Origin of the sequence: Photobacterium sp. J15 (assembly GCF_963870815.1) — a bacterium.
Lineage (GTDB): Bacteria > Pseudomonadota > Gammaproteobacteria > Enterobacterales > Vibrionaceae > Photobacterium > Photobacterium marinum.
Genome location: NZ_CAWMUI010000001.1, coordinates 176380 through 202494, shown reverse-complemented (window position 1 = coordinate 202494; position 26115 = coordinate 176380). Strand labels below are relative to the sequence as shown.

Genomic DNA, 26115 nt, shown 5'->3' with positions numbered 1-26115 from the left:
TACCTGGCGGAGTATAGATTATTTCACTGCGTCTTTCAGTGCTTTACCTGCTACGAATGCAGGAACGTTTGCAGCAGCGATTTGGATTTCCTGACCAGTTTGTGGGTTACGGCCAGTGCGTGCTGCACGGTGGTTTACTTTAAATGTACCAAAGCCAATTAGTTGAACCTGGTCACCTTCCTTAAGCGCGTCTGTGATGCCTTCCAGAGTTGACTCCAGGGCTACTTTCGCTTGAGCTTTAGAAAGATCTGCTTTTTCAGCGATCAGGTCAATCAGTTGGGTCTTGTTCATTAGGTTTCCCTTCTAAGGTTTTTTCATCAGACGCATCAACTCTAATTCAAAAGAAGCCCGTGTGGCAAAGGTTTGTCGACCATCCTGCGGTTAGGTGCGGGCTCTTTAACCATAAACTGAGCGCAAGTTCACAAAATGTTACTTATTCCCTATACGAAATAGTTGTATTTCTGAGCGGCCGCACCGATTAATATAGGCGTAATTATCCTATTAGCTGACAAGGTAAGCATGTTACTCCTTACGATTTACATCGCAGTTGCGATTGGTGTTTCGTTTATTTGCTCGGTTCTCGAAGCCGTTCTACTCAGTATTTCTCCAAGCTACATTGGCACCCTGCGCCAACAAGGCCATCCGGCAGCACCGCGCCTTGCAGCCCTCAAAGATAATATTGACCGTCCGCTGGCCTCGATCCTGACCCTGAATACTATCGCCCACACCATTGGTGCAGCGACAGCCGGTGCTCAGGCCGCCGTCGTTTTTGGCAGCCAGTGGCTGGGTGTATTTTCAGCAGTGCTGACCATCGGCATCCTGCTGTTCTCAGAAATCATCCCGAAAACCATCGGTGCAACATACTGGCGTCAACTGGCACCGTCTTCAGCCACCCTTCTGCGCTGGATGGTATGGGCATTGACACCATTTGTCTGGGTGTCTGAACAAATCACCCGTCGCCTGTCACACGGCCACCAGCCACCTAAGCTGCGTGATGAGCTGTCGGCGATGGCGATGCTGGCTAAAGAGTCCGGAGAGCTGGCAGAAGGTGAATCCAAAATCATGACAAACCTGCTCCAGTTCCGCGATGTCAGTGTCACCAAAATCATGACACCGCGCCCGGTACTGTTCCGGGTTGAAGCCGAACAGCCGATTAACGAATTCCTGTCACAGCACAAAGACAGCCCGTTCTCACGCCCGCTGGTCTATAGCGGCCAGAAAGACAACATCATCGGTTTTGTTCACCGTCTGGAGCTGTTTGCCGAAAGTCAGGCAGGGCGAGGTAATAAAGAGCTCGGCACCCAGATGCGCCCGATCCCGGTGATCATGAACAACGCCAGCGTACCGAAAGCGTTTGAGCAACTGATGACTGAACGCTCCCAGCTGGTTCTAGTAGTCGATGAATACGGAACCGTCCAGGGTATTGTCACCATGGAAGATATCTTCGAGCACCTGGTGGGAGAAGAAATTGTCGATGAGGCAGACAAGAACACCGACATGCAGCAACTGGCTTACCAGCGCTGGGAACAGTGGAAGCAACTCCACGGCGTGATTGAAAGCAAAGACGACGAGTAATAGCGAACACCAAAAGGGGCCGAGCGGCCCCTTTATTAATTCATGTGTTCATCCTGAAACGTCGCATTTATCCCTGAGCAACGGCGACCTCAGTACGCAAACCACCCATCATCGATACCACCAAACCTGTACCAATCACAACGATTGTCGGTACGATCCAACCGGCAAAGTAGCTGTATAGCGGCAGGTACTGCTGGAACAGCTGATCCCATCCCTCAGGCATACGGCCAAGAATATGTATTGCATCAACGCAGCCGAAGATCAGTGCAGTTGCTGCCGCCACCAGTACCATCGCCGGTGCCAGCTTTTTTCGAACCGGGGCAATCAGCAGCAAAGCAATCGCAATCGGGTGAAGTGCCACAACCACTGGCAAGGTGATAGCCAACAACTGCTCCAGACCGATGTTGGCAATTAAACCAGCCAACACCATAGCAACCCAGACACTCTTACCGTAAGTCACCTTAGTAAAAGTACGGCTGTAGAACTCACTGCCCGCGGTTGTCACACCGATAGCCGTAGTCATACAAGCCAGAACCATCACGGTCCCCAACAGCACAGAGCCAAAAGCACCGAAATGATGGAAGGTAAAGGCTGTCAGGATCTCGCCACCATTGGTAAATTCAGAACCTAAGTTCGAGCTGGTTGAGCCGATATAAGCCAGCGACATATAAACCACCACCATCGCAACCGCATACATCATCGCCGCCATCAAGGTATATTTAGCCGTCGCTTTCGGGCATTCCACTCCCATACTGCGGATCGCCCGGAAGATGATCCAGCCAAAGCCGATTGAGCCCAGCGCATCCATCGTCATATATCCCTGGGTCAAACCTTCCGCAAAGGCACTGTTAACATACGGTCCAGTGGCACTCATCACCTCACCAGCCGGAGACATAAACGCCGTTGCAGCCAGAATTGACAGGATGACCACCAGCATAGGTGTCAACCATTTACCCAGAGTGTCCACCAGCTTACCCGGGAACAAGGCAAACATAATGGTCGCAATACAAAAGGCAATAGAAAACGGAATCAGCGCAGCATCACCAATAAACGGAGCAAAACTAAACTGATAAGCGACAGTGATCGCACGCGGCACGACAAACGCCGGGCCAATCACCACAAAAACCATCACCCAGAAGCAGGTAGCCAGCGGACGAGGCAGTGCCGCAGTCAGGTTATCCGAGCCGTTCACGATAGCAACCATTACCAACGCCAGCGCCGGCAGGCCAACACCAGTCAGCAGGAATCCCGCCATACCGCCCAGAAAGTGCTCACCGGCCTGAAAACCCAAAAACGGTGGGAAGATCAGGTTGCCGGCTCCTAAATACATGGCGAATGTCATAAAACCTAATGCGGCGATATTACGTGCGCTTAACCGTGTCGTTAACATGAGTATTCCTCATTCTGTTTTCAGCTTGAGGAAACGGGAAGGAAAGTGTGATCGGGGGAAAGGATCCTGCCAGCTTCTTCTCAAGCTGACAGATAAAAAAGATATAGCCCGTCAGCTCCGAATAAGGTTCAGAGAGAGCAGGAGGAGCGCGCGAGCAACAATAGCAGCGCGGCTATTGATTGCATTAACTGAAAGCTGGAATGCGTTCATGCGTATATCCTACTGTGACAGGTTGAGTTCATTCCGACGATATAATGATCATCGGTGCTTCCTTTTTTATATACGCCGCCAGATACTTAGTACAACCCCACATCACAAAATAAGTTGAATTGGTTAAGGTTGAATCTAGATATAGAGAATAAAACCAGAATTAACCAAGAAAGCCAGAACTTTAAACTTAACATATTAACAACAAGTAACTTTGCTGACAGAATTTCCGGCAAGCACCTCTGCGCTTTCTCCTTATCAGCTAACGCATCGTCTTGCTCAAGGGCTGAACCGCGGGCACAAAAAAAGGAGCACCCGGCTCCTTTTTCAATCATTGATTCAGCAGAAATTACAGCTCAATTCCGATATTGCTGATCGGCTCGTCACGCAATTCTTTACGCAGGCCTTTAATCAATTCAATATCTCGCTTTTCAGCTTCTTTCAGTGCACGGAAAATAGCCCACTGCATATCCCACTCTGCACAAACGGCTTCATTTTCTTTCTGGTTTTCGTTGGTCACTTCAACACCTGACTGAGCAGATTCAAGATCGGCCACAGTTTCCGCTGACAGTGAGCTCAACTTAACCAGAGTTTCCATCATCAGATCTCGATCCAGCATCGCATGAAGCAGATCAGCCAGTGCCATACAGGCATCAATAGCTGGATTAACCGCATAAAGATCAAAGTCATCAGCAACAGGAACCAACTCTTCAAGCTTTTCCAGCTGATTTTCAAAGTTAATCTTTGCAGTTTTAACCGTCAGGATCTCCCAGATACTATCCAGAATAGAGCGGTACTTCTGCGCATCGGCAAACTCTGTTTCCTGGCAAAAGAACGCATAGTTTGGATACATACGCTCACACAGGGAAACCATAAAAGTGATGTGTTGCCACGGTTCTAATTTTTCTAGTCGAAGCTGAACAGGATTCTTTAGCATGGGATAATCTGCGATAGTGATTTGCACCGGAGTTTACTTGTATACCAGAGCTACTTCAATGCAGATTTCAGCGAGAATTCATTGCCTTTCGGGCAAGACAAGCATATGAAGATATAGTAGTTATGTTTTGAAGATGCTTAACGCAGGGAAAAAGGGAAAGGAATGAACAAAATACTGATCGTCTCGCGCCAGCGAGATGCTTATCGCCGGCTACTGACACAAGCCCAGTTACCAGACCTTGAGCTTACGGAAAATCAGGAAGAAGCAAATATTCTGCTTGCCGATCCTCCCCGTGTTGCTAATAGCATGAACTCCTATCCAGCCCTTAACTGGCTACAGTCAACCTTTGCCGGAATAGATGCCTTAACCCGGGATAATATCCGCAAAGACTATATGCTTACGAACATCCGCGGCCACTTCGGCCAGCTCATCGCCGAATATGTTCTGGGTTACAGCCTGGATTATACCCGCCATCTAAGCCAGTATCGGCAACAGCAAGCTAACAGCCAATGGCAGCCTCAGCCTTACAGCTCTCTGGCCTCAAAAACCATGGTCATTCTCGGCACAGGTTCAATCGGAGCCCACCTGGCCCGGGTTGCGAAAGCTTTTGACCTTACCGTCATTGGCATAAACCGCTCCGGCCGCTGTGATGAACCGGCCTTTGATCGGATTTATCCACTTGATGGTTTAAGCGACGGACTGGCGCTGGCTGACATCCTGGTTTCAACCCTGCCGGCCACACCAGAGACAGATAACCTGCTCAATGCCGACAGCCTGAGCCATTGCCGAGATACGCTGCTGTTTAATGTCGGGCGTGGCAATGCACTATGTGAAACTGGGCTGCTGAAGGCTGCCAACAACGGTCATATTGCCCATGCATTTCTGGACGTATTCAAGCAGGAGCCACTCCCGGAGCAGCACCCTTTCTGGCAACATCCGGCGGTCACAATGACACCGCACATTGCCGCAGAGAGTTTTCCTGAACAGGTATTCGAGATTTTTACCGCCAACTACCTGCGCTATCTCAACCGACAGCCGTTGCTGTACCAAATTGATTTTACACGTGGCTATTAATAGCGAAGGAGATAACCTCCATGGCTCAGCAACAACTTGATAACCTGCTGGATCAAATACGCCGTTGCGAGATCTGCAAAGATCACCTCCCGCTCGGCCCACGCCCGGTGATCCAGGCAGCCAGCAGCGCCAAACTGATGATTGTCGGCCAGGCTCCGGGGACCCGCGTCCATGAAACTGGCATCCCCTGGAATGACCCTAGCGGCGACCGCCTGCGTCGCTGGTTGGAGCTCGACCGGGAGACGTTCTACGATCCGCAGCAAATTGCCATTATGCCGATGGGGCTCTGTTATCCGGGCAAAGGGAAATCTGGTGATCTGCCACCCCGCCCGGAATGCGCACCGCAATGGCACCAACAAGTCTGGTCGTTGTTGCCAGGTGTTGGCATGACACTGCTGGTCGGTCAGTATGCTCAGCAGTATTACCTAAAAGAAAAGCCGAAAACCCTGACAGAAACCGTGCGGGCCTGGCACCAGTGGGCACCGCGTTTTATCCCGATGCCACACCCATCACCGCGCAATACTCTGTGGCTGAAGAAAAACCCGTGGTTTGAAGAGGAAGTGGTGTCGTATATCCGCGATTACGTCCACCAGCACCTCAGGTTAGCGAGAGGATAGCAATAAGAAAAAGCCCACACAGTAAAACTGCATGGGCTTTTCACTACTTATATTTTCATAACATGTTTACTCAACACTTCGGGGTTCAGAGCAAAATAGCGCCAGAACTCAGCAATGAAGGGTCAGCGTGTTATTTGTGGTACGGCTTAGACAGCTCATGCACCGCATCTACAAACACACCGGCATTTTCCGGCGGCACATCCAGGTGGATGCCGTGGCCAAGGTTAAACACATGGCCCGTACCTTCGTCACCGTAACCTTCAAGGATAGTAGCCACTTCCTGACGGATGCGTTCTGGCTGAGCGTACAGGATCGACGGATCCATATTGCCCTGCAGAGCCACTTTATCGCCGATACGACGTTTGGCATCAGCAATATTGATTGTCCAATCGAGGCCGACTGCATCACAGCCCGTTGCAGCGATTTGCTCCAGCCACATACCACCGTTTTTGGTAAACAGCGTTACCGGTACGCGACGACCGTCGTTTTCACGGATCAGGCCATCCACAATTTTGTGCATGTAACGCAGTGAGAACTCATTGTAGTCACGCGGAGTCAGTACACCACCCCAGGTATCAAATACCATCACCGACTGTGCACCGGCTTTGATCTGGGCATTCAAGTACTCAACCACGCTGTCTGCCAGCTTATCCAGCAGCGCATGCAGAGTTGCAGGCTCAGCGTACATCATCTTCTTGATCTTGGTGAACGCTTTCGAGCTACCGCCTTCAACCATGTAGGTCGCCAGTGTCCACGGACTACCAGAGAAACCAATCAGCGGTACTTCACCCTGCAGGTCTTTACGGATCTGGCGCACAGCATTCATTACGTACTGCAGTTCACCTTCCGGGTCCGGCAGGCCAATCTTATCAACATCAGCCTTACAGGTGATCGGACGCTCGAACTTCGGGCCTTCACCAGCTTCGAAGTACAGGCCAAGACCCATTGCATCCGGGATAGTCAGGATATCTGAAAACAGAATCGCAGCATCCAGCGGAAAACGGCGCAGCGGCTGCAGAGTCACTTCACTCGCCAGCTCAGCATTTTTACACAGCGACATGAAATCACCGGCAACACTTCGTGTAGCGCGGTATTCAGGTAAGTAACGGCCAGCCTGGCGCATCATCCATACGGGTGTGCAGTCTACCGGCTGCTTCAGCAGCGCACGCAGGTAACGGTCGTTCTTTAATTCGCTCATTCTGGGCTCCATGGGTTAATTCTGGGGCGTATTGTAACACTCAAAAACAGCAACAAAAGAGTCCCTTTGTTAAGCTGATCATGTTTACAGCAACAATCTGTTCACGAAATTTGCGACTCATCAGCTTCCCGTGGTACAAAATTCGCGCGCTAGCAACAATAACAATGACTTTGCTCGTAGAGAGCAAGATAACTGCACCTTAATCCCTCCCTTTCGGAGGGTTTTTTTTATCTTACGCCTCTGCTATCAATGACAACGTGTGCTCAATCAGAGCTCTGGCAATCGTCCCTTCCGGGGCCAGCAGTGGCAATTCATCTCGTCCGGCCCAAATCGCATCAGTCAGCTCTTCATAGTCCGGATTCAGCTCTCCGCTTTCATAATCAGCAAGAAAGCCCATCATCAGATTAGACGGAAAAGCCCAAGGCTGGCTGCCAAAATAGCGAACATTAGAGATTTGAATGCCTGTTTCTTCCTCAACTTCCCTGGCAACACACTGCTCCAGAGTTTCACCTGCCTCAACAAAGCCAGCTATCACAGTGTACAAGCCAGTTTTATGTCTCGGGTGCTGAGCCAGCAGGATTTTATCCTGACGTTTAACCGCAACAATCACACACGGAGAAACGCGCGGATACTGGTTGCTCTGGCAATTTCGGCAGCGCATCGCAAATTCATGTTCAGCAAGCTCACACGCTCCGCCACATGACGGACAGAACGCCTGGGAATGCAGCATATGAGAAAACTGGGTCGCTTTTCCCGCCAGGTTAAACAACTCACCATCAAGGCCTAACAAATCCCGCTGAGTGAAAAACTCATCTTCCGGCATATGATCTGGCGCTTCCAGCCAAAGCACCGGTTTTCCATCAAATTCACCTATTTTGCGGGCCTGTTCGCTGTTTAAACCCAGCTGCTCAGGCGTCATCAAAGGAAGTGTCTGATTAACCAAATATAATCTGCGGTTCTTTACCACGCACCAATACGCTAATTCTTGTTTTTTTAACATAGATGTCACATCCATCCTTGCAGGGTTTGTTTTTTACTGGCAATCTAAGCTTAGGAACGGAATCAATCCGCCATACAAGGTTCTCTTTTTTAAGAGTTTCACGGGTATATTTTCAGTACCTCCTTGTGCCGGTACTGTAGATCATGAGGGCATGGTCATGTTAAGTAAATTCGAGCAAGTACAAAAACAATGGGGTGGTACCAGTGATGTCATTGATCACTGGCTGATGTCTCGTCAACAGTTGTTGATAGACTACTGCAAACTTGCAGGTCTTCCCCCGTTCGATCAGAAAACACGCCAACTTCCAACAAGCTCCCAGCTTCAACTTTTCAGTCAACAACTGGTCGATTACATCTCCGAAGGCCACTTCAAAATCTATGACATGGTGATGGAACGCTGGAATGCGACCGGCTATTCCCCTACCGAAGAGATTTCGCAGCTCTATTCACAAATCACCCAGACAACCGATCCGCTACTGAACTTTTCGGATCGTTACTGCGCTATTGATGATGACGATGATCTGCCAGATTTCGATAAGGATTTATCTTCGGTCGGCGAGCTCATGGAACTTCGCTTTGCCTTAGAAGATAAGTTAATTGAACTGATCAGCGAAAGCCTGGCCTGTCCGCCGGGGGCTTAATAACAGCAATATCGACTCAAACCGTTATTGCTTTACTAAGCAACACCTGAAAAATAGACTTCAGGTATTAGGCTGCTGTATGCCTGACCAGCCCTAGCAGCCACCAGCGTCATAATGTTGCTGACCTTCATTATCATGCCCTGAGATAACCTTATAAACCGGTGCCCGCTCGCACCGGTTTTTTTCACTCTGAAATAAGCTCATATCTGATAAACCTATTTCAGAGCAAGGTACACCAATAACAAAAAGGCACCCATTCGGGTGCCTTTTTTCTTGCTTATGCTAAGGACAAAACCTAATTAGTTTTCGTCACTCAGACCTGCGTTAAGCAGTGCAGCAAGGTCTTGAGAAGCCTGCTCAGCATCTACCTGAGGTGCTACTGGCTCAAGCTCTGCATCGCGCTGACGCTGACGCTCCTGGTGGTAGGCAAAACCAGTACCAGCAGGGATCAGACGACCAACGATTACGTTCTCTTTCAGGCCACGTAGCTCGTCACGCTTACCAGAAACCGCAGCTTCTGTCAGAACGCGAGTTGTTTCCTGGAACGATGCTGCTGAGATGAAGGATTCTGTTGCCAGAGATGCCTTCGTGATACCCAGTAGGTCACGCTCGAACGTTGCTGGTAGCTTACCTTCAGCTTCAAGCTTACGGTTTGCAATCATGATGCGAGAGAACTCAACCTGCTCACCAGGTAGGAACTCAGAATCACCAGCAGACAGGATAGTCGCCTTACGTAGCATCTGACGAACGATAGTCTCGATGTGCTTATCGTTAATCTTAACGCCCTGTAGACGGTAAACTTCCTGAACCTCGTTCACGATGTATTCTGCTACTGCGTGTACACCACGTAGGCGCAGGATATCGTGTGGAGCCTCTGGACCATCGGCGATTACATCACCTTTCTCAACCTTCTCACCTTCGAATACGTTCAACTGGCGCCACTTAGGAACCATTTCTTCGTATGCGTTGCCTTCAGCAGGTGTGATGATCAGACGGCGCTTACCTTTCGTCTCTTTACCGAACGAAACAGTACCTGTGATCTCTGCAAGAATTGCAGGCTCTTTAGGCTTACGTGCTTCGAACAGGTCAGCAACTCGTGGCAGACCACCGGTGATATCTTTAGTACCGCCAGATGCCTGAGGGATACGAGCCAGGGTATCACCGATACCTACAGCTGCACCATCGTCAAGCTGGATGATCGCTTTACCCGGCAGGAAGTACTGAGCTGGCATTTCAGTGCCGGCGATCATTACATCGTTGCCGTTTTCGTCAACAAGCTTAACGGTTGGACGCATGTCTTTACCTGCACCTGTACGCTCTGCAGCGTCTAGTACAGTGATCATAGACAGACCTGTTAGCTCATCAGTCTGACGAGAAACAGTTACGCCATCAATCAGGTCAACAAACTGAACACGACCTGCCACTTCAGTGATGATTGGCATTGTGTGTGGGTCCCAGTTAGCGATAACTTCGCCAGCTGCAACTTCCGCACCGTCACCCTTAGTCAGGTGAGAACCGTATGGCAGTTTGTAGCTCTCTTTCGTACGACCGAACTCATCAATGATGGTCATTTCAGACGCACGAGAAGTGATAACCAGCTTGCCTTCGTTGTTGGTAACGAATTTCGCATTCTGAAGTTTCACAGAACCGTTGTTCTTAACCTGGATGCTGTTTTCAGCCGCTGCCGCAGATGCCGCACCACCGATGTGGAACGTACGCATTGTCAGCTGTGTACCCGGTTCACCGATTGACTGTGCTGCAACAACACCAACTGCTTCACCCTGGTTAACCAGGTGACCACGAGCAAGGTCACGACCGTAACAGTTCTTACAACAACCGAAGTCATTTTCACAGGTTACAACCGAACGAACCTTAACTAGGTCAACAGAGTTAGCTTCCAGGATGTCACACCACTTCTCATCAAGAAGTGTGTTACGCGGAGCAAGTACTTCATCTGTGCCCGGCTTGATAACATCTTCAGCAACAACACGACCCAGAACACGCTCACGTAGTGGTTCTTTAACATCACCACCTTCGATCAGAGGCATCATAGTGATACCTGCGTGTGTACCACAATCATCAGTTGTGATTACTACGTCTTGCGCAACGTCTACCAGACGACGAGTCAGGTAACCGGAGTTCGCTGTCTTAAGTGCGGTATCCGCCAGACCCTTACGAGCACCGTGAGTAGAGATGAAGTACTGAAGTACGTTCAGACCTTCACGGAAGTTCGCTGTGATCGGCGTTTCGATGATCGAACCATCCGGCTTCGCCATCAGACCACGCATACCAGCCAGCTGACGAATCTGAGCTGCAGAACCACGAGCACCTGAGTCGGCCATCATGTATACGCTGTTGAACGATTTCTGCTGTTCTTCTTCGCCGTCACGGTTGATAACGGTATCGAAAGACAGGTTATCCATCATCGCTTTAGCAACCTGCTCGTTGGCTGTTGCCCAGATATCGATAACTTTGTTGTAACGTTCGCCGGCAGTAACCAGACCAGACTGGAACTGTTCCTGGATTTCAGCAACTTCAGCTTCAGCTTCAGCAATCTTGGTGTATTTCGCTTCTGGTACAACCATATCGTCGATACCAACAGATACACCAGACAGTGCCGCGTAAGCAAAACCTGTGTACATGATCTGGTCAGCGAAGACTACAGTGTCTTTCATGCCCAGTTCACGGTAACAAGTGTTCAGCAGTTTAGAAATCTGCTTCTTACCCAGAGCTTCTGTGTTAACCAGGCTGTATGGCAGACCTTTCGGTACGATAGTCCATAGCATTGCACGACCAACAGTCGTATCAACCAGCTTAGTTTCAGCAACAAGGTTACCTTGCTCATCAGCTTTGTGCTCGGTAATACGAACTTTAACGCGAGCATGTAGCTCAGCATTACCTGTACGGTATGCTTTTTCAGCTTCAGCAGGACCCGCAAGGTACATGCCTTCGCCTTTCGCGTTAATTTTTTCACGAGTCATGTAGTAAAGACCCAATACAACGTCCTGAGAAGGTACGATGATTGGATCACCAGATGCTGGTGAAAGGATGTTGTTGGTAGACATCATCAGTGCACGTGCTTCAAGCTGTGCTTCCAGAGTCAGAGGTACGTGTACCGCCATCTGGTCACCATCGAAGTCGGCGTTATATGCCGCACACACAAGTGGGTGAAGCTGAATCGCTTTACCTTCGATTAGTACTGGTTCAAATGCCTGGATACCCAAACGGTGCAATGTTGGTGCACGGTTAAGCATTACTGGGTGTTCGCGAATTACTTCGTCCAGGATATCCCAAACTACTGCTTCTTCGCGCTCTACCATCTTCTTAGCGGCTTTGATTGTCGTAGCTAGGCCACGAGTTTCCAGCTTGCCGTAGATAAATGGCTTAAATAGCTCAAGTGCCATCTTCTTAGGAAGACCACACTGATGCAGACGCAGGTATGGACCTACGGTGATAACAGAACGACCTGAGTAGTCTACACGCTTACCAAGAAGGTTCTGACGGAAACGACCCTGCTTACCTTTGATCATGTCAGCCAAAGATTTCAGAGGACGCTTGTTAGAACCAGTAATAGCGCGGCCACGACGACCGTTATCTAGCAATGCATCAACAGACTCCTGAAGCATACGTTTTTCGTTACGTACGATAATATCAGGAGCAGCCAGGTCTAGCAGACGCTTCAGACGGTTGTTACGGTTGATTACGCGACGGTACAGATCGTTCAGATCAGACGTTGCGAAACGACCACCATCCAGCGGTACCAGCGGACGTAGATCCGGCGGCAGAACTGGCAGAACAGACAGGATCATCCACTCAGGGTTGTTACCTGACTGCAGGAATGCTTCTACAAGCTTCAGACGCTTGGTTAGTTTCTTACGCTTAGTTTCAGAGTTGGTTTCTTCCAGCTCTTCGCGCATTAGTTCGATTTCGGCATTCAGGTCCATGTTGGCCAGTAGGGCCTGAACCGCTTCTGCACCCATCTTAGCGTCGAATTCGTCGCCCCACTCTTCAAGTGCATCCAGGTACTGCTCTTCTGTCAGCAGCTGGCTACGCTCAAGGTTGGTCATACCTGGTTCGATTACTACGTAAGATTCGAAGTAAAGTACACGCTCAATGTCACGTAGTGGCATGTCCATCAACAGACCGATACGAGACGGCAGTGACTTCAGGAACCAGATGTGGGCAACAGGTGAAGCAAGCTCGATGTGACCCATACGCTCACGACGTACTTTGGTCTGAGTTACTTCAACGCCACATTTTTCACAGATAACACCACGGTGCTTCAGGCGCTTGTATTTGCCACAAAGACACTCGTAGTCTTTTACCGGGCCAAAGATACGTGCACAGAAAAGACCGTCACGCTCAGGCTTAAAGGTACGGTAGTTGATGGTTTCTGGCTTTTTAACTTCACCGAAAGACCATGAACGGATCATGTCCGGAGAAGCAAGACCGATCTTGATTGCATCAAATTCTTCGGTCTTGTGTTGTGCTTTCAGAAACTTAAGTAAGTCTTTCACATTCGGCTCCTGTGAGGAGTTGACCCATAAAGGCGCCAGTCTGCTGGCGCCTTCATATTTATACCGGATTAACTAGTAAGTATAGGTAACCAGCCTAACTTATTCGTCTTCCAGCTCGATGTTGATACCCAACGAGCGGATTTCTTTCAACAGTACGTTGAACGATTCCGGCATACCTGGTTCCATACGATGGTCGCCATCGACGATGTTCTTATACATCTTCGTACGGCCGTTAACGTCATCCGACTTAACAGTTAGCATTTCCTGTAGAGTGTAAGCTGCGCCGTATGCTTCCAGCGCCCATACTTCCATCTCACCGAAACGCTGACCACCGAACTGAGCTTTACCACCCAGCGGCTGCTGAGTAACAAGGCTGTAAGAACCGGTAGAACGGGCGTGCATCTTGTCATCAACCAAGTGGTTCAGTTTCAGCATGTACATGTAACCAACAGTTACAGGACGCTCAAACTTGTCACCGGTACGACCATCAAACAGTGTTAGCTGACCAGACTCAGGCAGATCACCCAGCTTCAGCAGCTCTTTGATTGATGCTTCAGGCGCACCATCAAATACTGGAGTAGCAATTGGCAGACCGTTACGCAGGTTCTTAATCAGTGTACGTACTTCATCATCAGACAGCGCTGCGATGTCGACTTTCTGGCGCGTATCGCCCAGATCGTAAACTCGCTGCAGGAACTCACGGAACTTGTGTAGTTCTTGCTGCTGCTTCAGCATCTCGTTGATCTTGTCACCGATACCTTTCGCTGCAAGACCCAAGTGAGTCTCCAGGATCTGACCGATGTTCATACGAGAAGGTACACCCAGTGGGTTCAGTACGATATCAACAGTTTGACCTTTCTCATCGTATGGCATGTCTTCAACAGGGTTGATCTTAGAGATTACACCCTTGTTACCGTGACGACCCGCCATCTTATCACCAGGCTGGATACGACGCTTAACAGCCAGGTAAACCTTAACAATCTTAAGGACGCCTGGTGCAAGGTCATCACCCTGAGTGATCTTGCGACGTTTAGTTTCAAACTTCTTATCGAACTCAGCTTTCAGTTCATCATACTGTTCTGCAAGCTGTTCCAACTGGTTCTGCAGTGCTTCGTCATCAAGAGTCTGTGCAAACAGCTTCTCACGGTCCATTGAAGCAATCTTGTCTTCGCTGTAACCGGCAGATAGCAGAAGCGTACGAACACGAGCAAGAAGACCACCCTCAAGGATCTGGAATTCTTCTGTGATGTCTTTCTTCGCTTCTTTCAGCTGCATCTCTTCGATTTCAAGCGCACGCTTGTCTTTTTCTACGCCATCGCGGGTAAATACCTGAACGTCGATGATCGTACCAGACACTGAGTTTGGTACACGTAGTGAAGAGTCTTTAACATCAGATGCTTTTTCACCGAAGATTGCACGTAGCAGTTTCTCTTCAGGAGTCAGCTGAGTTTCACCCTTAGGTGTCACCTTACCAACCAGGATGTCGCCACCCTTAACTTCAGCACCAATATAAACGATACCTGATTCGTCCAGCTTAGATAGCGCAGCTTCACCCACGTTAGGGATGTCCGCTGTGATCTCTTCTGCACCCAGCTTAGTATCACGCGCCACACAAGATAGCTCTTGGATGTGGATAGTTGTCAGGCGATCTTCCTGTACAACACGCTCAGAAACTAGGATGGAGTCCTCGAAGTTGTAACCGTTCCAAGGCATGAACGCGATACGCATGTTCTGACCAAGCGCCAGCTCACCAAGGTCGGTAGAAGGACCGTCAGCAAGTACGTCGCCACGAGCCACAGGTTCACCCGGCATCACAGTTGGACGCTGGTTGATACATGTGTTCTGGTTAGAACGGGTGTACTTAGTCAGGTTGTAGATGTCGATACCCGCTTCGCCTGGTACCAGCTCGTCTTCGTTAACTTTAACAACGATACGAGAAGCATCTACTGACTGAACTGTACCACCGCGCTTAGCAACAGCAGTTACACCTGAGTCAACAGCAACGTTTCGCTCGATACCTGTACCAACCAACGGCTTGTCAGCGCGTAGAGTCGGAACGGCCTGACGCTGCATGTTCGCACCCATCAATGCACGGTTCGCATCATCGTGCTCTAGGAATGGGATCAGAGATGCTGCCACCGATACAACCTGGTTGGTTGCAACGTCCATGTACTGAACATGGTCACGTGGGTGCAGACCTGATTCACCTTTCTGACGTGCAGTGATCAGTTCGTCAGCGAATGAACCGTCTTCATTAAGAGCGGCGTTCGCCTGTGCGATTACATACTGACCTTCTTCGATAGCAGACAGGTAGTCGATTTCTTCGGTTACCTTGCCATCAATCACTTTACGGTATGGAGTTTCCAGGAAACCATAAGGGTTACACTGGGCAAATGCCGATAGTGAGTTGATCAGACCGATGTTTGGACCTTCCGGCGTTTCGATTGGACATAGACGACCGTAGTGGGTCGCGTGTACGTCTCGAACTTCGAAGCCAGCACGCTCACGAGTCAGACCACCTGGACCAAGCGCCGAAATACGACGTTTGTGAGTAACTTCTGACAGTGGGTTGTTCTGGTCCATAAACTGAGACAGCTGAGAAGAGCCAAAGAACTCTTTCACTGCCGCAGAGATAGGCTTAGCGTTGATTAGGTCTTGAGGCATTACTGCATCAAGGTCACCCAGGCTCAGACGCTCTTTAACAGCGCGCTCAACACGTACCAGACCTACACGGAACTGGTTTTCTGCCATTTCACCAACAGAACGGATACGACGGTTGCCAAGGTGGTCGATATCATCAACTTCACCTTTACCGTTACGGATATCGATCAGTTTGCGCATAACATCAATGATGTCTGCGTGATCAAGTGTACCCGCACCCGTTGTCTCTTCACGTAGAAGAGAGCTGTTGAACTTCATACGACCAACAGCAGATAGATCGTAACGATCTTCTGAGAAGAACAGGCTTTCGAATAGCTGCTCTGCTGCTTCACGTGTTGGCGGCTCACCAGGACGCATCATGCGGTAGATTTCTACTAGCGCACTCAGACGGTCAGTCGTGCTGTCGACACGGATGGTGTCAGACATGTACGGACCGAAATCCAGGTCATTAGTAAACAGAACTTCCAGTGACTTGTGGCCAGCTTGAGAAAGCATAGCCAGTGTCTCTAGGCTTAGTTCTTGGTTCGCTGCTGCGATTAGCTCGCCGGTCTCTTCGTTCACGTAATCACGTGAAGCGACTTTACCCACGATGTATTCAACAGGTACTTCAATGCGGTCAACACCATCTTTGCCTAGCTGGCGAATATGGCGAGCTGTAATGCGACGACCTTTTTCTACGTAAACTTTGCCGTTCGCTTCGATATCGAAGCTTGCAGTTTCACCACGTAGACGCTCCGGCACAAGTTCCATAACCAGAGACTTACCTTGAACTTCGAAGTTTACTTTCTCGAAGAACATGTCAAGGATCTGCTCGGTTGTGTAACCTAGTGCACGAAGAATGATTGAAGCAGGTAGCTTACGACGACGGTCGATACGTACGAATACGTTATCCTTAGGATCAAATTCGAAATCCAACCATGAACCACGGTAAGGGATTACGCGCGCGTTATATAGCACTTTACCTGAGGAGTGGGTTTTACCCTTATCGCTGTCGAAGAAGACACCCGGGCTACGGTGCAGCTGGGATACGATAACCCTCTCGGTACCGTTAATAACGAATGTACCGTTATCTGTCATGAGCGGAATTTCGCCCATGTAAACTTCTTGTTCTTTGATGTCTTTAACAGTGCCAGCTGGCGCGTCTTTATCGTACATGACAAGACGTAGCTTCACACGCAAAGGTGCAGAGTAGGTTACGCCACGAATCTGACATTCTTTAACATCGAAGACCGGCTCACCGAGACGATAGCTAACGTATTGCAGCTCGGAATTGCCGTTATAGCTCTGAATCGGAAAAACAGAGCGAAAGGCAGCTTCTAGACCGTAATGCCCTTCTGGATCCTGCTCGATGAACTTATCAAAAGACTCAAGCTGGATCGACAGCAAATATGGAACATCCAGGACTTGTGGACGCTTACCAAAATCCTTACGGATACGCTTTTTCTCGGTATAAGAGTAAACCATAGGTTCCTCAGATCGCTGATAAGTGATCCAAACTGCTCAAAACGAGGAGCAGTGACTAATAACATTGTTTATTGTAGGAACAGTTCTGGGGAAACAGGACTGCTTTTTGCATAGATAGTGGTTGCAAAACAACGTGAAAACACCACCACCCTACAGCGCAAAAAGGCCGGTGGCTATTTAGCCACCAGCCATTAGCCAATTAAGGCTAAGAAATTAAGTAATAATTACTTAATTTCAACAGAAGCACCAGCTTCTTCTAGCTGAGCTTTAAGAGCTTCAGCTTCAGCTTTCTCAACGCCTTCTTTCAGAGGTGCTGGAGCGCCGTCTACAAGACCTTTAGCTTCTTTCAGACCTAGGCCAGTTGCGCCACGTACTGCTTTGATTACAGCAACTTTGTTAGCGCCAGCAGCAGTTAGGATTACGTCGAATTCAGTCTGCTCTTCAGCTGCTTCTGCAGCTGCGCCGCCTGCTACAACTGCAGCAGCAGCAGTAACACCGAATTTCTCTTCCATTGCTTCGATTAGCTCAACAACCTGCATTACAGACATTTCTGCAACTGCGTCTAGGATTTGCTCGTTAGTGATAGACATAACAATTCTCTTTTAAAGTCAACAATTAGTTTAAATAGCAACCAGATTAAAGCAAGGCCAATTAAGCCGCTGCTTCTTCTTTCTGATCGCGAACAGCTGCGATAGTACGTACCAGCTTGCCAGCAGACGCTTCTTTCATGCACATCATCAGGCGTGCAATCGCTTCGTCGTATGTTGGTAGAGTCGCTAGTACTTCAACGTCAGCAACAGCGCCTTCGAATGCAGCTGCTTTGATCTCGAAATCTTTGTTCTCTTTAGCGAAGTCTTTGAAAAGACGCGCTGCAGCACCTGGGTGCTCGTTAGAGAAACCGATCAGTGTAGGACCTACGAAAGTCTCAGTAAGACATTCGAAATCAGTACCTTCCACTGCACGACGAGCTAGTGTGTTACGAACAACTTTCAGGTAAACGCCGTTTTCACGAGCTTGTTTACGCAGAGAAGTCATCGCACCCACAGCAACGCCACGAGAGTCAGCAACAACTGCAGACAGGGCACCATTGGCAGCTTCGTTGACTTCAGCAACAATTGCTTTTTTGTCTTGAAGATTCAATGCCATTGGATTTGCTCCTGGATTTATAGCCGGGTTGCCCCGGACAGTACACCACTCACTGCCACTATGGCAGGAGAGTTTTTACGGCGCAGATCCAAGAAAGACTTACATCAATCATGTTCTGGCACCGTCTACGTAGGTGGTATTAAGTCTCGGCTCCGAAGAGCTGGACGCCTACGGTCTTGGACGAAGATCGCGACTTACGTTGCGACCTCAGCCATGAATTCGGAAGCGCCAAATTATACACTAATTTGACGCTTCTGCAAATTACTGTGCGTTAGTTTCCAGAGTGTTCTGGTCTAGCGCAACACCTGCACCCATAGTGGTAGACAGGCTTACTTTCTTGATGAAAGTACCTTTAGCTGAAGAAGGCTTAGCTTTCTTCAGAGCAACTAGAAGAGATTCTAGGTTCTCTTTTAGTTGAGCAGCGTCGAAGTCCACTTTACCGATAGTAGTGTGGATGATGCCGTTCTTGTCGTTACGGTAACGAACCTGACCAGCTTTAGCGTTCTTAACCGCTTCAGCAACGTTAGGAGTTACAGTGCCAACTTTAGGGTTTGGCATCAGGCCGCGTGGACCAAGAATAGTACCAAGCTGACCTACAACGCGCATTGCATCCGGAGAAGCAACAACTACGTCGAAGTTCATTTCGCCTTTCTTCACTTGCTCAGCAAGATCTTCCATGCCAACAATGTCAGCACCAGCTTCTTTAGCTGCTTCAGCGTTTGCACCCTGAGTGAATACCGCTACGCGGATTTCACGGCCAGTACCGTGTGGCAGTACAGTTGCGCCACGAACGTTCTGGTCAGATTTACGTGCATCGATGCCAAGGTTAACAGCAACGTCAACGCTTTCAGTGAATTTAGCAGTAGCTAGTTCTTTCAGAAGAGCAACAGCTTCGTTGATGTCGTACTCACGGTTTACATCAACTTTCTCGCGGATTACGCGCATACGCTTAGTAAGTTTTGCCATTGTCTTAACCCTCTACCACTAGGCCCATTGAACGAGCAGTACCAGCGATCGAACGCTTCATAGCTTCGATGTCAGCACCAGTCATATCAGCAGCTTTAGTTTCTGCGATTTCCTGAACCTGAGCGTCAGTAACAGTACCAACTTTCTCAGTGTTAGGACGGCCAGAACCAGACTTAACGCCAGCAGCTTTCTTCAGAAGAACAGCAGCAGGTGGAGTCTTAGTGATGAACGTGAAAGAACGGTCGTTGTATACAGTGATAACAACAGGAGTCGGCAGACCTTTCTCGATAGAGTCAGTCTTAGCGTTGAACGCTTTACAGAATTCCATGATGTTCACACCGTGCTGACCCAGAGCTGGACCAACTGGTGGACTAGGGTTTGCCATACCAGCTGCAACTTGCAGCTTGATGTAAGCTTCTACTTTTTTAGCCATTGCTATTTACCTAAATTTGGGTTCAAACGTCTATTCTTAAAAACAGACTCCCCGTCTAACGAAAGGGCGCGAAATTATAGTCCAATTTCACGCCCCTGACAATACAAGCTGACTACTTATTGATCAGCTTTTTTCTACCTGACCAAATTCCAGTTCAACTGGTGTTGCACGGCCGAAGATAGATACAGAAACCTTAACGCGGCTCTTATCGTAATCCACTTCTTCCACAACGCCGTTGAAGTCTGCAAACGGACCATCGATAACACGGACAACTTCACCCGGCTCGAATACAGTCTTATGAACAGGAGCCTCACTCGCCTGCTGAAGGCGGTTAAGGATAGCATCCGCCTCTTTATCAGAGATAGGAGCTGGGCGATCTGATGTACCGCCGATGAACCCCATAACACGAGGGATACTACGTACCAGATGCCATGTCTCGTCGTTCATTACCATCTGTACTAGCACATAGCCAGGGAAGAATTTACGCTCGCTCTTGCGGCGCTGGCCTGCACGTACTTCAACTACTTCTTCAGTCGGTACAAGAACCTCATCAAAGTAATCTTCCATACCATGCATTTTGATATGCTCACGTAGCGATTGCGCTACACGACCTTCAAAACCAGAAAAGGCCTGTACTACATACCATCGTTTTTTTGGAGCTTCGCTCATGAACTCTTACCTCACACACCGGTAACTAGGCGGACTAGACGGACCATGATGCCGTCAATACCCCACAAGGCTAACGCCATAATGACAGTGACAGCTAAAACGATAAAGGTTGTCTGCGTAGCTTCCTGACGAGTAGGCCATACTACCTTGCGGACTTCCATGCGCGATTCGCGGGCAAACGAGATCGCGGTTTTACCTTTCGCTGTAAATGCAGCAATACCACCAGCGGCAGCCACAAGGACTACAATCGCAGCAGCACGAAGCACTACAGAAACATCACTGTACAGGTAATTACCAACCACAGCGGCAGCTAGCAAAGCAAAGACGGCGACCCACTTAAGGCCATCCATACTACTTGAGCTGCTTTGGTTTTCGGCATTCGCTTTCATACAACCAACCTGTAACTAGTCTCAATATAGACGAAAATAACCCCGCAAGTGCGAGGCCTTAGTAATGAAGAAAAAGCAAATTGCCTTAATTACATATAAAAAACTTCATTGGATAATCTTTGATTCTGCTTTTTTGGTTAAAAAACAAGCCAAAAATTAATCAAGCGCAGAAAAAGGGCATCAAATGATGCCCTTTTTTGTACCGTGTCGTCAAATCTTATTCGATGATAGAAGCAACAACACCAGCACCAACTGTGCGACCGCCTTCACGGATAGCGAAGCGTAGACCTTCGTCCATCGCGATTGGAGCGATTAGAGTAACAACCATCTTGATGTTGTCACCAGGCATAACCATTTCTACGCCTTCTGGTAGTTCGATAGTACCAGTTACGTCAGTTGTACGGAAGTAGAACTGTGGACGGTAGCCTTTGAAGAATGGCGTGTGACGGCCACCTTCGTCTTTAGACAGAACGTATACTTCTGACTCGAACTTAGTGTGAGGAGTGATAGAACCTGGCTTAGCAAGTACCTGACCACGCTCAACTTCGTCACGCTTAGTACCACGTAGTAGAACACCAACGTTCTCACCAGCACGGCCTTCGTCAAGAAGCTTACGGAACATTTCAACACCAGTACAAGTAGTAGTGGTAGTTTCTTTGATACCGATGATTTCTACTTCGTCACCTACAGTGATAACGCCCTGCTCAACACGACCAGTTACAACTGTACCACGGCCCTGGATTGAGAATACGTCTTCGATTGGTAGGATGAATGGACGATCGATTGCACGCTCTGGCTCTGGGATGTAGTTATCTAGAGCTTCTGCTAGTTCAACAATCTTGTCTTCCCACTCTTTCTCGCCGTTTAGAGCGCCAAGAGCAGAACCCATGATTACTGGGCAGTCGTCACCTGGGAAGTCGTACTCAGATAGAAGTTCACGAACTTCCATTTCTACTAGCTCTAGTAGTTCTTCATCATCAACCATGTCACACTTGTTCATGAATACGATGATGTAAGGGATACCAACCTGACGGCCTAGTAGGATGTGCTCACGAGTCTGAGGCATTGGGCCATCAGTTGCAGCAACAACTAGGATACCACCGTCCATCTGCGCAGCACCGGTGATCATGTTTTTAACATAGTCAGCGTGTCCTGGGCAGTCTACGTGTGCGTAGTGGCGAGTTGGAGTATCGTACTCTACGTGAGAAGTAGCGATTGTGATACCACGCTCACGCTCTTCTGGAGCGTTATCGATAGATGCGAAGTCTTTCGCTTCACCGCCGTAAACTTTAGCCAGAGTAGTACAGATAGCTGCAGTTAGAGTAGTTTTACCGTGGTCAACGTGGCCGATAGTACCAACGTTAACGTGCGGTTTAGTACGTTCAAATTTTTCTTTAGACATGGATAGTCCCTCTAGGCACGGTATTTGGTGGCATTACGACCACACAACCAATCATGGGTTTGTAGAGTATATATCAAAAGGATTGAAGTGACTTGGAGAGAGAGTGGTGCTGATAGGCGGATTTGAACCGCCGACCTCACCCTTACCAAGGGTGCGCTCTACCAACTGAGCTATATCAGCAAACCAGAAATGTGGAGCGGGCAGCGGGAATCGAACCCGCATCATCAGCTTGGAAGGCTGAGGTAATAGCCATTATACGATGCCCGCAAGACTCGTCGCTCGTTAAGCTATTCAATCATTTGAAAATGGTGGAGGGGGAAGGATTCGAACCTTCGAAGGCGGAGCCGGCAGATTTACAGTCTGCTCCCTTTGGCCACTCGGGAACCCCTCCAGGGGTATTGCAAATAATGGTGCCGACTACCGGAATCGAACTGGTGACCTACTGATTACAAGTCAGTTGCTCTACCTACTGAGCTAAGTCGGCGTAATTGCTGCGCATTCTAGAGAATGATTTTAGCCCTTGCAATACCTTTTCGTGGTTTTTTTTAATGTTTTTTATTGAGCGCTGTAATTTTAAGCATTAGCGACATTTTGCATACAAAGCAAGGCCTTCCAGAACAAGCTCTGAGCGATGGCGGTAATGTTTACCCCAGGAGATCGGCAAATGTCGCACCCCACCACCACATAAAATTACTTCTGGTTCAGTCTTAAGTTTATCCCGTGCCTGGGACAACCCATATTCAATCAGGCCTAACAAGGCTGCACGGCAACCGTTCTTCAAGCCATCAGCGGTATTATCAGCAAAAGTCAGCGTATCTGTGTGGTCACGATCAGAGAACACCTTGGTGGTATTTTCCAGCACAGATTTCATCATCAATTGGTAACCCGGGGCGATCCAACCGCCAAGATGCTTGCCCTCAGACGACAGCACGTCAAACGTCAGTGCTGTACCAATATCTACAATCACGGTGTCTTTTTTCAATTCCTGATGAATAGCCACCAAAGTAAGCCAGCGATCAACCCCAAGGTACTGGTACTCAGAATAGGCGTTTTTGACCCCGAAATCCTTACGTAGGGTTTTCACCTGCATCACCGGAATATGCGCCAGCTGTGCAATACGCTGAATAGAGTTATCCACTTCAACAGGACCAACACTAGCAAAAACGATTCTGTTGATTCCTTTTTCCAACAGCGGCTCAAGAACCATTTCAAGCTTACCGCTCGGGTAACGCCCCAGCAGTTCCATATTGCCATCGTCAAACAGTTGGGCAACTTTGACATAGGTGTTGCCCGCTTCAATTAGTAATTGCATTAACAACCTCTAAGGCTGATCTCACCACCGATATAAGGTGTTACGCCTTGCTCGGTTTCCAGTAATAAAGCCCCCTGACCGTTGATACCGCGGGCTACTCCTTCAACCACACGCTCGCCTATCAACAATTTCACAGGGCGATCCAAAAAGTTATCAAGTCGGTTCCAGCGTTCAATAAATCCGTCGAGACCTACTTGTTCGTATTGTTCTAATGTCTGATGCAGTCGTTGAATGAGTGTTGCAGCAAGCTGATTACGCTCAGGTAAGCCATTACACGCTTGAGCCAGATTAGTCCAGGCCTGATCGATTTCACGGCCTTCCTGCTCAGCCATTGCCACATTCAGACCCATGCCGATCACAAGGTGAGCAGCATCTCCGGCCTGACCCGTCATCTCAATCAGAATGCCTGCCAGTTTTTTATCCTGATAGTACAAATCATTTGGCCATTTCACCTTTACCTCACCGGCACCTAACGATTGCAATGCTTCCGCAATTGCAACGCCAACAACAAGGCTCAACCCCATTGCGGCAGCCATTCCGGCATCCAGACGCCAGTACATAGAAAGGTAAAGGTTAGTGCCAAATGGTGACAGCCATTGCCTGCCACGACGACCTCGTCCTGCTTCCTGATATTCAGCCAGGCAAACCGCCCCCTGCGGCAACTGGCCCACACGATCCAGCAAGTACTGGTTTGTTGAATCAATAACAGGAATCAAATCCAAGCCCGGGCACTTTACCTGAGCCAAAATCTTATCGCAATCAAGGAGTTCCAGTTTAGAAGCCAAACTATAGCCTTTCCCTTGAACCCGATAGATATCCAGCCCCCAGCTTTGTAACACCTTAATGTGCTTACTGATTGCTGCTCTGGAAATACCAAGGGATTCGCCCAGAGCTTCGCCGGAATGAAACTGACCATCGGCCAGCATGGCAACCAGCGCTAAACGCGTTGAATGATCTTTCATGACTGCACCTCTGCCAGTGTTGTTTCCTGATGAGCATTCATAAAGCGCACTTCGTGCTCCAGTGAGACACCAAACTTCTGAGCGACACTCGAAACAACATGACGAGCCAATGTCAGTACATCCTGCGCAGTTGCATGATGATGATTAATCAGTACCAAAGCCTGTTGCTCGTGTACTTTTGCACCGCCTGACTGATAACCTTTCAAACCACATCGATCGATCAGCCATCCTGCTGCCAGCTTATAAGAGCCGTCAGCCATGGCATAACTTGGCATATCAGGGTATAGCGTAAGCAGCTTATCGCGCAGCTTTGATTCAACGACAGGGTTTTTGAAAAAGCTCCCGGCATTACCCAGTACTTTCGGATCCGGTAATTTCAACTGACGGATCCGGCACACTTCATCAAATATCGCCTGGGGGGTCACATCCTCAGCGTCAAATTTCGCCAGCGGACCATAACTGATATTTGGTTGCCAATGCTTAGAAAGACACAAACCGACAGCGACAATGGCATGCGTGTTTTTCATTGCATGCTTGAAAACAGAATCACGATAGCCGAACTGGCAATCCTCAGCAGCTATTCGGGATTGCTTACCGGTCTCAAGCTCGATCACATCGACGTATTGGCATACATCTTTAAGCTCAACCCCGTAAGCACCAATATTCTGGATTGGGGAAGAACCAACACAGCCAGGAATCAGAGCCAGATTTTCCAGCCCCGGCATATTGTTTTCAATAGTCGAGCTCACCAACTGATGCCAGTCCTCACCGGCTCCCACATGCAGTAAGTAAGAATCTGCTGTTTCAGTGACCTCAACACCACGGATACGATTCAGGACAATGACACCGGCATAATCTTCACAGAACAGAATATTGCTACCCTGGCCAACAACCATTTTAGGCAGCGAGCAATATTGCTCATCCTGCCATATCGCAACAAGCTCCCGAGGCGATTCGGCAACAATGATATGCTCGGCTGCCACTTCGATACCGAAGGTATGAAAGGGCGCCAATGACCTTTCTTGCAAAACTTTCATGCTAATATCGAACCATATCTCTATACTACTGGCCGCATTTTAACTGATTCAGCGTTTCGACGCAGTGTTTTCCCTATGAGCAAGCTAAGATTTCACGCATTGGAGCCCCTGCGCTTCCCTTTAATTAACCGCTTCTACAAATCATTCTACCCGGCAGGTAAAGCTAAGAAAGACGAGGTTATCTGGGTTGGAGAGCAAAACGGCAGCATTATCTGCTGTGTCAGGTTCAAACAGTTCGAGCAATATCAATTGCTGACCGGCATGCTAGTACATCCGGAAAAAAGAAGCGCTGGCATCGCCAGACAATTACTTCGTGCAAGCGAGGAGCAAATCATCAAGCTCCCATGCTTCTGTTTTGCTTTTAGTTATCTGGAGAAACTGTACGTGAAAGCGGGGTTTGAAACCATTCCGGACAATGACCTTCCAGAACCACTGGAAAGCCGAATTCGCCGTTACCGACAGAGTGGTAAAGATTTGATTCCAATGCGCTATAAACACTAACTTTACAGTTATTCACCT

The 26115-nt window shown here is 48.8% G+C and carries 22 protein-coding genes and 4 tRNA genes; 5 read left to right on the top strand and 21 right to left on the bottom strand.

From position 1 onward, the window contains the following. Positions 1–18: 18 nt before the first annotated feature. On the bottom strand, positions 19–291 hold the full coding sequence (gene hupA, locus AACQ93_RS00970; RefSeq protein ID WP_007462819.1) for a nucleoid-associated protein HU-alpha: 273 nt from the start codon (positions 289–291) through the stop codon (positions 19–21). 228 nt (positions 292–519) lie between these two features. On the opposite strand from hupA, the gene AACQ93_RS00965 reads away from it, so the two are divergent. Next, entirely contained in the window at positions 520–1575 is a 1056-nt protein-coding gene (locus AACQ93_RS00965; protein WP_007462818.1) for a CNNM domain-containing protein, read from the top strand. Between the two features lie 67 nt (positions 1576–1642). Here the strand turns inward: AACQ93_RS00965 and brnQ are convergent, their stop codons facing one another. Then, positions 1643–2965: a branched-chain amino acid transport system II carrier protein gene (gene brnQ / locus AACQ93_RS00960; RefSeq protein ID WP_064601605.1), complete on the bottom strand. Its 1323-nt coding sequence runs from the start codon at positions 2963–2965 to the stop codon at positions 1643–1645. A gap of 556 nt (positions 2966–3521) precedes the next feature. Continuing rightward, positions 3522–4109: a YjaG family protein gene (locus AACQ93_RS00955; protein ID WP_007462814.1), complete on the bottom strand. Its 588-nt coding sequence runs from the start codon at positions 4107–4109 to the stop codon at positions 3522–3524. A gap of 162 nt (positions 4110–4271) precedes the next feature. On the opposite strand from AACQ93_RS00955, the gene AACQ93_RS00950 reads away from it, so the two are divergent. Further along, positions 4272–5183: a D-2-hydroxyacid dehydrogenase gene (locus AACQ93_RS00950; RefSeq protein ID WP_064601603.1), complete on the top strand. Its 912-nt coding sequence runs from the start codon at positions 4272–4274 to the stop codon at positions 5181–5183. Positions 5184–5203: 20 nt separating this feature from the next. Beyond that, entirely contained in the window at positions 5204–5800 is a 597-nt protein-coding gene (locus AACQ93_RS00945; protein ID WP_064601602.1) for a uracil-DNA glycosylase family protein, read from the top strand. A 130-nt stretch (positions 5801–5930) separates the two neighbouring features. Here the strand turns inward: AACQ93_RS00945 and hemE are convergent, their stop codons facing one another. Continuing rightward, positions 5931–6998, bottom strand: a complete 1068-nt coding sequence (gene hemE / locus AACQ93_RS00940; RefSeq protein ID WP_064601601.1) for a uroporphyrinogen decarboxylase — start codon at positions 6996–6998, stop codon at positions 5931–5933. A gap of 232 nt (positions 6999–7230) precedes the next feature. After that, positions 7231–7998 (bottom strand): NAD(+) diphosphatase, encoded by a 768-nt coding sequence (gene nudC, locus AACQ93_RS00935; protein ID WP_064601600.1) that lies wholly within the window; start codon positions 7996–7998, stop codon positions 7231–7233. A 157-nt stretch (positions 7999–8155) separates the two neighbouring features. Between nudC and AACQ93_RS00930 the strand changes: the two genes are divergently transcribed. Next, on the top strand, positions 8156–8638 hold the full coding sequence (locus AACQ93_RS00930; protein WP_064601599.1) for an Rsd/AlgQ family anti-sigma factor: 483 nt from the start codon (positions 8156–8158) through the stop codon (positions 8636–8638). Positions 8639–8937: 299 nt separating this feature from the next. Here the strand turns inward: AACQ93_RS00930 and rpoC are convergent, their stop codons facing one another. The 16 genes from rpoC to murB form a co-directional block, all read right to left on the bottom strand. Then, complete coding sequence (rpoC, locus tag AACQ93_RS00925) at positions 8938–13155, bottom strand: DNA-directed RNA polymerase subunit beta' (protein ID WP_064601598.1); 4218 nt, start codon at positions 13153–13155, stop codon at positions 8938–8940. Positions 13156–13254: 99 nt separating this feature from the next. Beyond that, positions 13255–17280 carry a DNA-directed RNA polymerase subunit beta gene (gene rpoB, locus AACQ93_RS00920; RefSeq protein ID WP_064601597.1) on the bottom strand — a complete coding sequence of 1342 codons (4026 nt, stop codon included), beginning with the start codon at positions 17278–17280 and terminating at the stop codon, positions 13255–13257. 224 nt (positions 17281–17504) lie between these two features. Beyond that, a complete protein-coding gene (rplL, locus tag AACQ93_RS00915) occupies positions 17505–17870 on the bottom strand; it encodes a 50S ribosomal protein L7/L12 (RefSeq protein ID WP_007462797.1) in 366 nt (121 codons plus the stop codon). Positions 17871–17931: 61 nt separating this feature from the next. After that, positions 17932–18426 carry a 50S ribosomal protein L10 gene (gene rplJ / locus AACQ93_RS00910; RefSeq protein WP_036817332.1) on the bottom strand — a complete coding sequence of 165 codons (495 nt, stop codon included), beginning with the start codon at positions 18424–18426 and terminating at the stop codon, positions 17932–17934. A gap of 261 nt (positions 18427–18687) precedes the next feature. Next, positions 18688–19392 carry a 50S ribosomal protein L1 gene (gene rplA, locus AACQ93_RS00905; protein ID WP_007462793.1) on the bottom strand — a complete coding sequence of 235 codons (705 nt, stop codon included), beginning with the start codon at positions 19390–19392 and terminating at the stop codon, positions 18688–18690. A 4-nt stretch (positions 19393–19396) separates the two neighbouring features. Beyond that, positions 19397–19825 (bottom strand): 50S ribosomal protein L11, encoded by a 429-nt coding sequence (rplK, locus tag AACQ93_RS00900; protein ID WP_064601596.1) that lies wholly within the window; start codon positions 19823–19825, stop codon positions 19397–19399. 123 nt (positions 19826–19948) lie between these two features. Continuing rightward, positions 19949–20494 (bottom strand): transcription termination/antitermination protein NusG, encoded by a 546-nt coding sequence (gene nusG, locus AACQ93_RS00895; RefSeq protein WP_007462789.1) that lies wholly within the window; start codon positions 20492–20494, stop codon positions 19949–19951. An 11-nt stretch (positions 20495–20505) separates the two neighbouring features. Beyond that, positions 20506–20883, bottom strand: a complete 378-nt coding sequence (gene secE / locus AACQ93_RS00890) for a preprotein translocase subunit SecE (RefSeq protein ID WP_064601595.1) — start codon at positions 20881–20883, stop codon at positions 20506–20508. 217 nt (positions 20884–21100) lie between these two features. Further along, complete coding sequence (gene tuf, locus AACQ93_RS00885; protein WP_064601594.1) at positions 21101–22285, bottom strand: elongation factor Tu; 1185 nt, start codon at positions 22283–22285, stop codon at positions 21101–21103. Positions 22286–22389: 104 nt separating this feature from the next. Then, positions 22390–22465 (bottom strand) — tRNA-Thr (locus AACQ93_RS00880). A 12-nt stretch (positions 22466–22477) separates the two neighbouring features. Beyond that, positions 22478–22552, bottom strand: a tRNA-Gly gene (locus AACQ93_RS00875). 39 nt (positions 22553–22591) lie between these two features. Next, positions 22592–22676: transfer RNA gene (locus AACQ93_RS00870), tRNA-Tyr, on the bottom strand. A 17-nt stretch (positions 22677–22693) separates the two neighbouring features. Then, a tRNA-Thr gene (locus AACQ93_RS00865) sits at positions 22694–22769 on the bottom strand. 96 nt (positions 22770–22865) lie between these two features. Next, complete coding sequence (locus AACQ93_RS00860; RefSeq protein ID WP_064601593.1) at positions 22866–23597, bottom strand: type III pantothenate kinase; 732 nt, start codon at positions 23595–23597, stop codon at positions 22866–22868. Beyond that, positions 23597–24559, bottom strand: coding sequence for a bifunctional biotin--[acetyl-CoA-carboxylase] ligase/biotin operon repressor BirA (gene birA, locus AACQ93_RS00855; protein ID WP_064601592.1), 963 nt, complete (start codon positions 24557–24559; stop codon positions 23597–23599). Before birA ends, AACQ93_RS00860 begins: the two co-directional genes overlap by 1 nt. After that, positions 24556–25596 carry a UDP-N-acetylmuramate dehydrogenase gene (gene murB, locus AACQ93_RS00850; protein WP_064601591.1) on the bottom strand — a complete coding sequence of 347 codons (1041 nt, stop codon included), beginning with the start codon at positions 25594–25596 and terminating at the stop codon, positions 24556–24558. Before murB ends, birA begins: the two co-directional genes overlap by 4 nt. A 75-nt stretch (positions 25597–25671) precedes the next feature. Here murB and AACQ93_RS00845 point away from each other — a divergent pair, with 75 nt between their 5' ends. Continuing rightward, entirely contained in the window at positions 25672–26097 is a 426-nt protein-coding gene (locus tag AACQ93_RS00845) for a GNAT family N-acetyltransferase (protein ID WP_064601590.1), read from the top strand. Positions 26098–26115: the final 18 nt, after the last annotated feature.